This window comes from Bacillus sp. FSL K6-1366, from assembly GCF_037976695.1.
GTDB lineage: Bacteria > Bacillota > Bacilli > Bacillales > Bacillaceae > Bacillus > Bacillus subtilis.
The window spans coordinates 3,073,201-3,086,405 of sequence record NZ_CP150268.1 but is presented as its reverse complement, the minus strand read 5'-3'; the positions used below and the strand labels follow the sequence as shown (position 1 = coordinate 3,086,405).

Genomic DNA, 13,205 nt, shown 5'->3' with positions numbered 1-13,205 from the left:
AAGAGGAGTGAATGATGAGGAAGTGATGAAATGGAATATAATTTACACGATACAACAGTATTAAACGAAAACATTCTTTCATCGGAGGAACGGGAAATATGGGTGCTCTATATGAAAGTCTTAACGTCCGCCGGGCTCGGTGATGTGTCCGAGTGGATGAAACTGGATATGAGCATGCCGCAAATGAAGGTGCTGATGCTATTAAACAACCATGGAACATTGAAAGTGAGCGACATTGCTGAAAAAATGGGGGCTTCCCTGTCCAATACAACTGGGCTGCTTGACCGGCTTGAAAAATCAGGATTTGTCAAACGCTCACATTCTGAAGAGGACCGCCGCTCTGTAGTTGTTCAGTTGACAGAGAATGCGAAAAAGATTTTCCGGGGTTTGTATGAAAAAGGCCACCTGAAATTGAAGCGTTCATTAGAGCTGCTGTCCCCTGAAGAAAAGCAGGCTGTTTCCGAAGGGCTGTCTATCCTTTCAAGAGCATTAGAGAATGCGAAAAAAGAATAAATCTGTAAGTCTGTCATCCGCAAACTGCGGGAGCAGGCTTTTTTTATTTGACATTTAGTTCATTTAAAATGAATAATATATTTCAAGTGAACTAAAAGGAGTTGACGAAAATGTCTGAAGCATTAACAGAGCAGAAAAGCCAAAAGTGGGCAATCAGCCTGTTTACGATTGGCGTGTTTATGGCTGCTTTAGATAACGGAATTATTTCGGCTGCTTTAACAACGATAAACGAGTCGTTTGCCGTTTCTCCTTCCTGGGGATCATGGGGCATCACCCTTTATACGCTCGGTCTTAGCGTCAGTGTGCCAATCGTCGGAAAGCTTTCCGACCGCTACGGCAGAAAAAAACTCTTTCTCATTGAGGTTTGCCTGTTCGGACTTGGTTCTTTGCTTGTTGCTTTGAGCCAAAGCTTCCCGCTCTTTCTGATATCGCGGCTGATTCAGGCGCTTGGAGGCGGCGGGATTTTCATCATCGGCAGCTCTCACATTCTCGCGACCCTCCCAAAGGAAAAACAAGGGAAGGCGCTTGGGCTGCTTGGCGCAATGAACGGGATGGCCGCTGTGCTCGGGCCAAATATCGGAAGCTTTCTGCTTGATTGGACCGGGTCTTGGCATTGGCTGTTTTTGATTAATTTGCCGATTGCCGTGCTATTGGTTGTTTTCGGCGCATGTTTTATCGCGGAAACAAAAGCACCTGAGGCTAAGCGCCTCGATGCGGCCGGAATCTTCCTTTTGTCCCTGTCGATTTTAGCTGTGATGTACGGCATGACCAATCTTGACGGGGCAAATCTCTTACACAGCTTGGGGAATCCGGAGGTTTATGGATGTATTATTTTTGGCATACTCTGTTTTGCAGCGCTTATCTCGTATGAAAAGAGAGTTGAAATGCGAGGAGGCGATCCCATTTTGGCGTATTCTCTGCTGCGAAACCATATGTTTCAGCGCACGCTTATCATCGGTTTGTTATCCGGGGGGCTCTTGGCGGCAGTCATTTTTATCCCGTCATATGTCGAACAGTATTTGGGTGTCCCTGCCGCAAAAGCAGGCTATTGGATGACACCGCTTGCGTTGGCTTCCGGAATCGGCGCTTGGCTTGGCGGAGCGCTTACCGACAAAAAAGGTCCTGTAAAAACCGTTATTCTTTCGGGAATCATCTCATGTGCGGGGTTTGCTTTATTTCCGCTCTGGGTCACGGAAAAATGGGAGTTTGTGATCGCAAGTGTGGCAGCTGGGATCGGTTTTGGTTTTCTGTTAGGCGCTCCGCTGAACGTCCTTGTATCAGAAGCGGCAAAAACAAATAAGGGTACAGCTCTTGGCACGCTTTCATTAGTGAGGCAAATTGGACTGACCTTGGCGCCTACTCTTTATGCAGGTTTTATCACAGCCGGGTTTGACCAAATAGGTGATGAGATCAACAGCCGCTTATCGGACAGCGGATATTCAGAAAAGGCGATGCAGATGATTCCGGAGATCGACAGTTCTGAAGTTTCTTCTTTACAAGAACAAATCGAACGCATTCCCGTTCCTGAAGTCAAAACCGCGATAAGCGACGCCATTCATGCGAGTGTCGCCAGCGGCTATGATCATTTATATGCAGCGGCTGCTGTGGTCTCACTTCTGGTGATTGCTGCTATCAGTATTCCGGCTTTCCGCCGGCAAAAGCGTTAAGACCACCCCATCCGTCTGGAAAGCTCCGTAATATGAGCGATATGGTGATGTGAGTGCCAGACATACAGGCCGAGCGCGTTCTCCAGGGTAATGATCTCCTTTGTATCAGGGTGATAAAATCCGCGCTTAAATTGCTGATCCGTCAGGATGCGGAGCAGAGCCGTCCATCTTCCGTGAAGCTCCTGCAAAAGCGAAAGCGAGCCGCTCGGATCTGCCGTTTTCGAGTCTTTTAGCTCCGACCATGCTTTTTCATCATACGGACGGATAGCCGGTGTCTCTTCCGTCAAGCTCAATTTAAAACGAATATAGCTGTTCATATGACTGTCAGCCAGATGATGAATAACTTGCCGAACGGTCCATCCACCGTCCCGGTACGGTGTGTCAAGCTGGCTGTCCGTCATGCCCTCTACAGCTTGCTTCAATTTTGCCGGCACTTCTTCAAGTACTTGAATCCATTTATCTTTTTGCTCCTTCGATATGGATTTCCTCGGCTTGTATTCTCCTATTGGGTAGCTTAGATTGACTGATGTCATGAATGTTCTCCCTTCTATTCACTCTTCTCCTTTATTTTACAAGAAAAAGATTATGTATGCTGTATGATTTAATACACAACAAGCGGCAGGAGCCCTCCTGCCGCTTGTTTTTCACCCTGCGTGATCACGCACTTCGACTGTTACCTTCTTCTGTTTTGGCTGATAAATTTTCCCCACAAATAAATACCCGTATTTGAATTTATTCAGTGCCCACGAGGTCAGAATCGGGCCGGCTGTACACACGGCAAACAGCAGGAGAACAGCCGGTACGGCAGGAATTTCGGGCATATTCAAAAGCAACACGTAGCCTATAATCATAAAATAGGCATGAAGCAGATAAATCGAAAAGGAATAGTTGCTGATAAACATCATGATTTTCGGCACATGCTTCATTTTGGAAAACAAGTGAAAACACAGGAAAATCATGCTTGTTGAATACAGCATGATATCAGGCCGCTTCGAGCTGATCATGCCGATTTCACCGACATAAGAAACAGTGACAACCAGCGCCCCAGAAGCAATTGCGGCGCCGTACACCACCCAGCGGTATTGGTTCAGCAGCGCTAAAAAACGCTTGTATTCTTTTCCGCAATAGTAGGCTAGACAAAAGTAGAAAAGCCAGCCTGCGAACGGAACCCAGAAGAACGGAAATGCCCCGCCCTCTTCAGAAGCAGGAGCCGGGCTGGCTGCGGAGAAATAGCCTAAATAAGCGGCTGTCACCACAAATGAGATAGACAGCACCCATTTCGGCGATGCTTTTTTCAAGTACTCATGAAACATCATATGCAGCATGTAAAATTGAAAGATGACGAGAATGAAGTATCCGATAAAGTTTCCTAAGAATACGTTCGCCAGATATTTTTGCACAAACGCGAGAAAGGTTACCTCTCCCCCCATCGCACTGGTCATCAGCAGCGCATCGATGGCCGCGATAAATAAAAAAGGAACAAAAATCACTTTTCCCCGCTTCTTTAAAAAACCGTCAGGCACCCCATCAGGATAAGAACGGGCCAGTAAAAATTCAGAGATGAAAATAAAAGCGGGCGTGCTGAACATCAGGAGTGTGCGGAAAGAATCAACAGTGTGAGAAATATCTGCAAGAGCTTCTGCCTGAAGCATCAGGACCATTGAAATGATATGGAGCAAGACGACACTTAAGCACGAAACGCAACGGATCATAAAAATTTCTTTAATTTGCATAACAGCGCTCCTTTTATTTCAAATTGATAGAAATCGATGGTTGTACCTTAACATGTCCGCTCTATTTGAAAAAGTGCCTGATGTCATAAATTGACGTATGCATGATAGACTAAGGTCATAAGACCCTATGGCTTTCTCAGACGAAAAAACCCACTGTAACGGAGACAGCAGGTTGTTTTTTGAAGATATTAATTTGTATTGAGGCCTCCGCCATTCAGCCCTTCTTTGATATAGCCGTTCACTTGGCTATTAGAAAGCAAGCCAATATGACCGATGCCATAAAGCTGGATGTTTCGCGCTCCTTGTAACCGAGACAAGCTATTGATTACAATTTGATCATTGAGACTGTAAATAGATGTATAGAGGATCTTTTGATTAGGGTCTGTGCCCGGCAGCGCGGTTGATGACACTAAACCATTAGCCCCTCCAAGCGTTACGACATTTTGAATCTTATTGCCCCCGCCTAAATATTTAATATAGTACAGCGTATTGGCGCCTCCCATACTATGAGCCACAATATCTACTTTTTTTGCCCCCGTCTCTTTTAAAACACGGTCAACATATGAAGCAAGCTGCGGGCCGTTATTTAAGTTGTTTCCTGTTTTATCATAAAAATCAATTGCGTATAGTTTGTTGCTTTGCCAGCCTTGAGAAATTAAGTAGTTTTTAATAGCGAAAAAGTTGTATGATGCACCACTTATTCCATGAACAAGAACGACAGGATTATGTACTGATTCAGCTTTTGCGCCAGACGGCGGAGCGGCTAAAACAGATAGAATCAGCGATAAACAAATAATGAATGCCATAAGTACTTTTTTCACGTTTATTCCCCCAAAAAATTTTCATACCACCAATTTCCTATTATATATAAAAAATCAATATAGTTACTATTTTTTCTGAAAATTAAATTTAAATCTCTTTTATATTGACGGAGATAAATCGGATACCTTCTGACAAACCTTTTATCTTCATTTCCAAAGAGCCCGGTTGTGTTCCCTTCCTCCCTTTTCTATAATAAGGGGAATAGGCAGTTAGAATCACAGTTGAGCACCGGCTCATCTGTTTTGCGAAACAGCCAGACACGGAGGATAGCATGAGAGTATTAAAATACGCCATATTAGGGCTTTTGCGAAAAGGCGAATTGAGTGGATACGATATTACGAGTTATTTTAAAGAGGAGCTCGGCCAGTTTTGGAGCGCCAAGCACAGCCAGATTTACCCTGAGCTCAAAAAGCTGACGGATGAAGGATTTATCACGTTCCGGACAACGATTCAGGGCACAAAGCTGGAGAAAAAGATGTACACCCTGACAGACAGCGGAAAGCAGGAGCTGCATGACTGGCTGATCCGCCACCAGCCGATACCCGAGACGGTGAAGGATGAATTTATGCTGAAGGCTTATTTCATTTCTTGTCTATCGCGCCAGGAGGCTTCTGATTTGTTCAAAGACCAGCTGCAAAAACGCCAGGCCAAGCTTTCTGACTTACAGGGAAGCTATGAAAAGCTTATGGCTTCAGCAGAGCCGATGTCATTTTCTTCACCAGACTTCGGCCACTATCTTGTGCTGACGAAAGCGCTGGAGCGGGAAAAAAATTACGTTTCTTGGCTGGAATCAATTTTAGCTATGATCGATAAGGATTAACCGCAGTTCAGGCTACACCCATACGAATGTACCCACATGCAAAAAAACATCTGCCTAAACGGCAGATGTTTTTTAGGCTCGGAGCGCTTTCAGCCCCGCTGCGAAAGTGATCGCAGCAAATGCAAGCAAGATGCCGCAGATTCCGAGAATATCTGTGACGCGGGCACCGTTAGCGATAATCTCCGTCAGCCCGCTCATCGCCCACTTTTGCGGAAGAAATTCAGCGATGGATTGCATAAATTTCGGTTCAATGTCGATCGGCCAATACATCCCGCTCACCATACATGTTGCGATGACGAACAAGTTGCCGAACGCAAGCTGCTGTTCTGGCGTTCTGACATTGGCCGCAATCATCAATCCAATGCCGACAACGGTCAATAGAAAAAGCGACACCAACACCATAACCGCAGCCGGATTCCCCCAGTTGATGCCAAACAGCCAATGGGTTGCGAGAAGCAATATGCCAAATTGAATCCAGCCAATGACAAAGAAGGACAGCACATACCCAGCACCGATTTCGGCTCGGCTGACAGAGGCTGTAAGCAATCTGGACCATACGCCGTTTTTTCTTGCTTCTAAAATGGTTCCAGCCGCTCCCATCATGGTCAGCATGACAAACAGGATGGAAAAACCTGCTGCTCTGGAGGCTGTGTCACTTGCTTCCGCACCCTCTTTTTTATCACTGAGCGTCTGTCGTTTTACAGCCGGAACTGTATCTTCATGTTTTTTGGCGAAAACGGTTTTATACGCAGCCTTCCAGTTCTCTCCCGCTGTCTGCGATGCCGTTTTTGCCGCGGTCACCTGAATATTGAGCGTTGCCAATGTGCTTTCTGCATATTGTTTGACCATCGGCGCTTCCGACAGCTCAGGGCCGTGACGGAAAATCAGCTCAGGATGTTTGCCTTTTTCCAGCTGTGTCTGGAACGAGCGGGAAATGACGATGATCCCGGCAATTTTCTTTTGTTTCAGCTTTTCTGACGCTTTGCTTTCAGACATGTTTTCGAATACATACATATCATCGTGTGCCTTCAGCTGCCGAATATAATGCTGTGAGAGAATCGTATCGTCCTGATCAACGATTGCAAGCCGCACCTTATCATCATTGCCGCTGAGCATACTCCCAAATACAAAGGTAAGCAAAAGCGGGGCAGCAAACATGATCAAATAGTTCTGTGGCTTCTTAAAAATGAGAGAAAGCTCAATGCCGCAAATGGCTAGAATTTTTTTCACCTTTTGTACCTCCTTATCTTGTATGAAGCCGTCTGATACCAATTACAAGTGAACAAAAGCCGATCGCCGCAAAAAGAAGCACAGGCTTTTGAAGGTCAGCCCAGCCTCCCCCTTCCATTAAAGAAAGAAAGCCGTCAAGCGCCCAGCGATTTGGCACCGCTTTGGATACAGACTGCAAGACGTCCGGAAATTGATACAGCGGCAGCATGGACCCGCCGAGAACCGCAAGCAATTGAATACCGAAGCCGCCTATCGCATCTGCAGATTTCATATCGCTGATGCACGACGCAAGCAGCATTGAAATGCCAGATACAGCGGCGGCGTAAGAAAGCCCGAGTACACTCACAAACAGCAGATTACCTCCCCAGTCCACACCAAATGCATTGATTGTGACGATCAGAAATATGAAAAATTGTATGATGGCAAACAGATACGTCCCAAGCCATTTTCCGAAGAGAATGACAGATTTTTGCGCGGGCGTCATCAGCATTCTGGCAAGCGTCTCCGTATCCTTTTCCTGTAAAAACGATTTCGCCCCGACTGTGATATGAAACAGCATAAACATGCAAAGCATTGCCGCCGAATAGTATTGAAAACTGGTAACGGCCTTGCTGCCGACAGATTTTTCCGCAATAGTAAGCTTGTCACCTGTTTCTTTTTCTAGCGTCTTTGCCAGCTTTTCTGCAAACTGTGCAGGGTCAAGTTTTCCTTGCTGTACAGCTTCCGTTTTGCTGATGTAGTCCATTGAGGCTGACGCGGCTTCCTTTACCGCTTTATATTGCTCTATAAAAGAGCTGGCAGCTGTTTCGATGATGGAACTTTTCAATGTTTGATCAGGTGCGGCATAAACAACAGCTGAGGTTTTGCCGGCTTCCCAATGGTTCGGGATGACGATGCCTACATCGATTTTCTTTTCATCAATCAGTTTTTTCATCTTGTCTTCGCTGCTGGCTTTTGTGACCTTTATCGACTTCATTTTTTTGAGAACATCTTTTGTAAACATGTTTGCTGCATCTGACTGGTCTGATGGAATGTAGCCGACTTTGATGTCATCAATCCGGCTGCCTCCGTCAACAACTGATCCGAGCGCCGCGCCTAAAATACAGGTTAGGAGCAGCGGCATTAGAATAAGCATCATAAACCCTTTTCTGTCCGTGATTCTGATTTTGACATCTTTCCATGCGATCCATATGCTTTTTTTCATGGCCGTCCCTCCTAATCCCGCAACGTGCGGCCGGTCAGATTCAAAAACAGGCGCTCTAGATTCGGTTCCTGCACCTGAAGAGACAGCAGGTTTATATGATGAGCAGCGGCTTCAGCAAGAAGACTTGTGACGACTTTCTCATGATGAGCCGCAGAAATGTCAATTTTGAGCTCTAATTCATGTACTGTTACATCATTCACATGGGCCAGAGATCGGATCGCCACAAGAAACGCTTCATTGATCCCGCTGACCGTGAGCTGAATGATGGTATCGCCCCCAAGGCGGCTGCACAAATCAGTTTTTGTGCCAATCGCAATCATTTCCCCCTGATCAATAATTCCGATCCGATCGCATAAAAACTCAACCTCTTCCATGTAATGACTCGTATAGATCACCGTCATGCCCGTTTCGTTGAGCTGTTTGACCGTTTCTAAAATGTGATTTCTCGATTGAGGGTCAATACCGACAGTCGGTTCATCCATAATCAGCAGCTCGGGCTTATGCATTAAAGCCGCACCGATGTTGATTCTTCGTTTCATCCCCCCGGAGAATGTTTCAATCTTATCTTTAGCCCGCTCAGCCAGACCGACATATTCAAGGACCTCAGCCGCTCTTTTTTTGGCCTCACCGTGCGTAAGTCCGTACATTTTCCCCCAAAACATAAGATTCTCATGAGCCGTCAGCGTCGGATATAATGCAATTTCCTGCGGAACAATGCCGATTTTTTGTTTCGCTTTGGCCGTTTCTTTTCCGATAACATAGCCGCCCACCGTGATGTTCCCGCTGTCATGCGGCACAAGGCCGGAAATCATCGAGATGGTTGTGGACTTCCCCGCACCGTTTGGCCCGAGCAGACCGAACGACTCCCCCTTTTGAAGGGAAAAAGAAATGCCTTTCACGATTGTTTTTTTTCCATATGCCTTTTTGATGTTTTCTGCTTGCAGCAAGTCGTTTCACTCCTTTTTTTGATCCATTGCCATTGTAGAAGAAAGAAAGGCGTGCGGCATGTAGCGGCAGATAGAACATAGGGCATGAAAAAAAGGCCTGTAAAAGGCCTTTTCAGAGAAGCGTATATGCAAAACGTCATATGTCAAAAGACAGATATACCATATCTGACCGAGTAAATGGCGGCTTGGGTTCTGTCCCTGACAGCCAGCTTGCTGATGATATTTGAAACGTGGTTTTTGACTGTGCCTTCTGTAATGAAAAGCTTTTCGGCAATTTCTTTGTTATTCAGCCCGTACCCCAGCTCAGCCAGAACTTCGATTTCGCGCTCGGTCAGGTCGAGCAGCTCGTTAGGTTTTTCTATCTCATTTATTCCTTTCAGCTGTTTTTCACGCTTCCATTCATTCAGCATTTGGGCAGTCAATTCCGGCGGAAGCACCATTCCGCCAGAATGAACTGTCATCACTGCTTTTACAATCGTATCTGCCGACATATCCTTCAGCAGGTACCCGCTTGCTCCTTCTTCAAGCGCTTCAGCAATCAGCGCTGAATCCTTAAAGGTTGTCAGCATCAAAACCTTTACGCCGGGCAGTGAGCTTGTGATTAATTTTGTTCCCTCCACCCCGTTGGAAACCGGCATGCGGATGTCCATTAATACGATATCCGGCTCCAGCTCTTTCGCCTTTTCGAATGCTTCCTGTCCGTTTCGCGCCGTTGCGATCACATCGAGCTCTTCTCGGAGCTGGAGCAGGGATGCCAGCCCTTCTCTGACGATATCCTGATCGTCGGTAATGATGATCTTAATCATGATAAACTCTCCTTTTGCTGCACGGGCCCGAAGCTCCATTTTTTATTGGCAAGTGAAAATTCTGCATTTACAGTAAATCCTTGATCCCGTTCGCTTTCAAAGCGGATCATTCCGCCATGTTCCGCTGCCCGCTTTTTCATATTCAAGAGACCAAAACCAAGTGCTGCCTCGGGATTGCCTTTTCCGTCATCCTTAATGACAAGGCTGATGCTGTCCGTTGTGCAGGCAAGCTGTATCGAACAAGCTGCGGCGCCGCCGTGCCGTTTGGCATTGGTCAGTGCTTCCTGCACCGTTCTGATCAGGGTCGGATGGAGAGACAGCGGGATGATTGCAGGATCACCGCTGACCGCAAATTCTGTTGTGACTCCTGCATTTTTGCAAAAGTCCTCTGTCAGCTGTTTCAGCGATTCGATTAGCGAAGGATCGTTTTCAGTTTGCAGAGTGCGTACTGATAAGCGGACATCATCAAGCGCTTCACGGGCAAGTGTTTCACAGACACCTACTGTCTCATCCGCTTTTTGGCTGTCTCTTTTTTGCCATTCACGCAAAAGCTGCAGCTGGACGAGAAGGGCCGTCATTTTATGCCCCACTGTATCATGGATTTCCCTTGCCATTCTGTTCCGCTCGTAAATGGCGGTCAGCTCTTCAACCTGCTTCGCATATAAATTCAGCTCCTGATGTGCGGAAGACAGCGCCAAGTGGGATTCTGTCAGTTCCCGGTACTGCTGTTTTGCCGTTTCCTGCGCATCCAACAGCTTGCGGATTAATTTGCCCACGACACCGCAGAAGACGACGAATGTCATGCTAGTCAAATGATCAATGACAAATTCATTGCCGAACATCGCATATGTACGGATGAGGACGGTCAAAAATAAAATAGAGGAAAGACATAAGACAGACCATGCTGTTCTTTTAGGAAACCCCCGCAGAAAAAAAGCGACCGCAACCGGACAAAGCATAATAATGAACAAACCTGTGCCGGGAAATATAAATCCGAACGAAAAGCCGATTGCAATATCAATCAGGCAGAACCAGATGGCATTTGTCTCTTTTGTCAGCAAAACATGATTGACTGCATACATGGCAGCACCTGCTGCTATAAATACATATCCAAACCAGTTATCCTCTTTCACAATGGACAGATACATTAAACAGCTCACCATCAAGGTGAACATTCTCGTAAAAAAAAGAGCTTTCACGCTCATCACTCCCGATACCCAATTCCCTTCTTATCATACCTGCCTCAGGGCATTTTTGACAGGAGTTTCTGGAAAATAAAAACCGCATATGAACTTTATGTCATATGCGGCGCATTCCCTCATTTATTTAAATTCAACCCAAACTGATCCTTGGTTTGCCGAGCGCACGCAGTTCTCAATCCAGCGAATGCCCTCGATCCCTGCATCAATGTCAGGATAAACCAAGTTGTTCAAGATTTCTTCATCTTCACGGTTTTTGGCGTCTATCGCAATGGCAAATTTAAGATAAATATTGGCCCATGCTTCGGACAGCCCTTCGCTGTGTAAGGCGCCCAGTCGTTCATCGGCGTTGCAAACATCATCTAAATACGGCATGCCGCGAACGAGTGTCTGGCCCGGCTCTCCCTGCACTTCATACGTCAGTTCATTTGGCTTGCTGTCCCACCACTCAATGCTTGCCTTTGAGCCGACAATCCGGATTCTATGGCCATCCATACATCCGGCATTGATTGACGATGTCCACATCGTTCCGACCGCTCCATTTTCATAATGCATCAGCACATGGGCATTATCCTCTAGCGGTGCGCGGCTGCCGACGAAGCTCTGTCGGTCACACAGCAGCTCCTTAATTTTCATCTTTGGCATAATAAGCTGTGACATATAATACGTGTGGGTAGATAAATCGCCCAGCACAAAGCTTGGCCCGGCGATCGCAGGGTCGACACGCCATTTCTGTGCAGCGCTTATCTTTTCACCTTCATCTGTTGCACAAAAACCGTGTGTGTACTGCAAGTCAACCACGCGAATATCGCCGATCATTCCTTGTTCAATCATCGCACGCATTTGAAGAAGCATTTGATTGCCTGAAAAACCGTACGTCACGCCGACAATTTTCCCTTTTTTCTCTGCGAGCGCTTTGATTTCCTGCCCCTCTGCTGAAGTGAAGAACAGCGGTTTTTCACAGATGACATGCACTCCTGCTTCAAGCGCCGCCTTACAAATCTCATAATGAGTGCCGTTCGGAGTGGCAATCGATACTACCTCTATGCCATCCTGTCTTTTCGCTTCCTCGGCAAACATGGTTTGATAGTTGGGATAACAGCGTTCCGCATCCACTCCAAGGTTCACCCCGAAATCTTTTCCTCTTTCGGCATCGATATCAAAAGCGCCAGCAGTTAATTGAAAAGCAGTATTGTCTCTCAGCGCTCCAATACGATGTTTATATCCAACCTGGCTGAGCCGCCCGCCGCCTACCATTGCCCAGCGAAGCGGCTTAGAGATGATTCTTTCTCCATTTAGCATCATGAAAACCTCCTATTGGCTGATGGTTTGTTTTAAAGCTTCTACAGAAGTACGGATGCCCGCTTCAGGTGACATCGTCAGATCCTCCATTTCTAAAGAAACCTCACCTTCATATCCCATCATTTTTACAACTGAAAAAAATTCCTTCCACCACTGTAAATCCTGTCCGCAGCCGACAGCTACGTAATTCCACGCCCGGTTTGCAGGATCTGTCACTTCTTTTGTTTCTAAAAGTCCGTTGACCGCCGATAAATATCTTTCAATTCTGACATCTTTCCCGTGGACATGGTGAATGGCTGAGCCGAGCTCCCTTGCTGCGATGATCGGGTCTGCGCCCATCCATAACAAATGGCTCGGGTCAAGATTCAAACCGACCATCGGGCCGACTGCATTTCTGAGCCGAAAGAGAGTCTCAGGATTATAGACTAATTGAGAGCTGAAGTTCTCAAGCGCTATTTTCCCCACGCCGCAGGCCTCCGCTTTTTTGACAAGCTTCTTCCAATATGGGATCGCAACGTCTTCCCATTGATAGTTGAGGATATCTTTTAAAACGGGAGGCCAGCTTACTGTGTATGTGATCCAGTTCGGCACTTTGTCGTCCGGGCCGCCGGCTGGCAAACCGCTCATCATGATCACTTTTTTGACGCCTAATAATCCAGCCAGCTCCATCGTTTTGTCAGTTATGTCTCTGTGCGATTTGCCCAATTCACCCGGATCTAAAGGGTTCCCCGAGCAGTTTAATGCGCAAAGTGTCATGTTCCGCTTTTCCAGCGCTTGTGAAAATTCTTTTCTTTTTTCGCTGCTTTGCAGCAATTCATCAAGATTCAAGTGAGGTGCCGGCGACCAGCCCCCGGTTGTCATTTCAAGTGTATCGATCCCAAGCTTTGCGGCAAAATTGAGCATGTCTTCAAAAGGCAAATGCCCTAGGCTGTCTGTTACATAAGATAGTTTCATTGATAGAT

The 13,205-nt window shown here is 46.5% G+C and carries 13 protein-coding genes; 3 read left to right on the top strand and 10 right to left on the bottom strand.

Annotated elements, in window-relative coordinates:
* The first annotated feature begins 30 nt into the window (after window positions 1–30).
* Window positions 31–513: a MarR family transcriptional regulator gene (locus tag MHI44_RS16065; protein ID WP_015252522.1), complete on the top strand. Its 483-nt coding sequence runs from the start codon at window positions 31–33 to the stop codon at window positions 511–513.
* A gap of 110 nt (window positions 514–623) precedes the next feature.
* A complete protein-coding gene (locus tag MHI44_RS16060) occupies window positions 624–2,180 on the top strand; it encodes an MFS transporter (protein ID WP_339202422.1) in 1,557 nt (518 codons plus the stop codon).
* Here the strand turns inward: MHI44_RS16060 and bstA are convergent.
* The 3 genes from bstA to estB all read right to left on the bottom strand — a co-directional run bounded on the left by bstA (window position 2,177) and on the right by estB (window position 4,734).
* The gene (bstA, locus tag MHI44_RS16055) at window positions 2,177–2,713 is read right to left on the bottom strand and encodes a bacillithiol transferase BstA (protein ID WP_339202420.1); all 537 of its coding nucleotides are present in this window, start codon (window positions 2,711–2,713) and stop codon (window positions 2,177–2,179) included. The two genes, MHI44_RS16060 and bstA, sit on opposite strands and share 4 nt — an antisense overlap.
* Window positions 2,714–2,824: 111 nt before the next feature.
* Window positions 2,825–3,913: an acyltransferase family protein gene (locus tag MHI44_RS16050; protein WP_014479205.1), complete on the bottom strand. Its 1,089-nt coding sequence runs from the start codon at window positions 3,911–3,913 to the stop codon at window positions 2,825–2,827.
* Window positions 3,914–4,101: 188 nt separating this feature from the next.
* Window positions 4,102–4,734, bottom strand: coding sequence for an esterase EstB (gene estB / locus MHI44_RS16045; RefSeq protein ID WP_003243184.1), 633 nt, complete (start codon window positions 4,732–4,734; stop codon window positions 4,102–4,104).
* 272 nt (window positions 4,735–5,006) lie between these two features.
* On the opposite strand from estB, the gene padR reads away from it, so the two are divergent.
* A complete protein-coding gene (gene padR, locus MHI44_RS16040) occupies window positions 5,007–5,555 on the top strand; it encodes a transcriptional regulator PadR (RefSeq protein ID WP_003233588.1) in 549 nt (182 codons plus the stop codon).
* A gap of 72 nt (window positions 5,556–5,627) precedes the next feature.
* On the opposite strand, the gene lnrN is transcribed toward padR, so the two are convergent.
* The 7 genes from lnrN to MHI44_RS16005 all read right to left on the bottom strand — a co-directional run bounded on the left by lnrN (window position 5,628) and on the right by MHI44_RS16005 (window position 13,197).
* Window positions 5,628–6,785: a linearmycin resistance permease LnrN gene (gene lnrN / locus MHI44_RS16035; protein WP_339202419.1), complete on the bottom strand. Its 1,158-nt coding sequence runs from the start codon at window positions 6,783–6,785 to the stop codon at window positions 5,628–5,630.
* A gap of 13 nt (window positions 6,786–6,798) precedes the next feature.
* Window positions 6,799–7,989 carry a linearmycin resistance permease LnrM gene (lnrM, locus tag MHI44_RS16030; protein WP_192858322.1) on the bottom strand — a complete coding sequence of 397 codons (1,191 nt, stop codon included), beginning with the start codon at window positions 7,987–7,989 and terminating at the stop codon, window positions 6,799–6,801.
* Window positions 7,990–8,000: 11 nt separating this feature from the next.
* Window positions 8,001–8,936, bottom strand: coding sequence for a linearmycin resistance ATP-binding protein LnrL (lnrL, locus tag MHI44_RS16025; protein ID WP_192858321.1), 936 nt, complete (start codon window positions 8,934–8,936; stop codon window positions 8,001–8,003).
* Between the two features lie 143 nt (window positions 8,937–9,079).
* Window positions 9,080–9,742, bottom strand: a complete 663-nt coding sequence (lnrK, locus tag MHI44_RS16020; protein ID WP_101172078.1) for a two-component system response regulator LnrK — start codon at window positions 9,740–9,742, stop codon at window positions 9,080–9,082.
* Window positions 9,739–10,941 (bottom strand): two-component system sensor histidine kinase LnrJ, encoded by a 1,203-nt coding sequence (gene lnrJ / locus MHI44_RS16015; RefSeq protein WP_192858320.1) that lies wholly within the window; start codon window positions 10,939–10,941, stop codon window positions 9,739–9,741. Before lnrJ ends, lnrK begins: the two co-directional genes overlap by 4 nt.
* A gap of 123 nt (window positions 10,942–11,064) precedes the next feature.
* The gene (locus tag MHI44_RS16010; protein ID WP_010886447.1) at window positions 11,065–12,246 is read right to left on the bottom strand and encodes a Gfo/Idh/MocA family oxidoreductase; all 1,182 of its coding nucleotides are present in this window, start codon (window positions 12,244–12,246) and stop codon (window positions 11,065–11,067) included.
* Window positions 12,247–12,255: 9 nt separating this feature from the next.
* Window positions 12,256–13,197, bottom strand: a complete 942-nt coding sequence (locus MHI44_RS16005; RefSeq protein ID WP_003244504.1) for a sugar phosphate isomerase/epimerase — start codon at window positions 13,195–13,197, stop codon at window positions 12,256–12,258.
* Window positions 13,198–13,205: the final 8 nt, after the last annotated feature.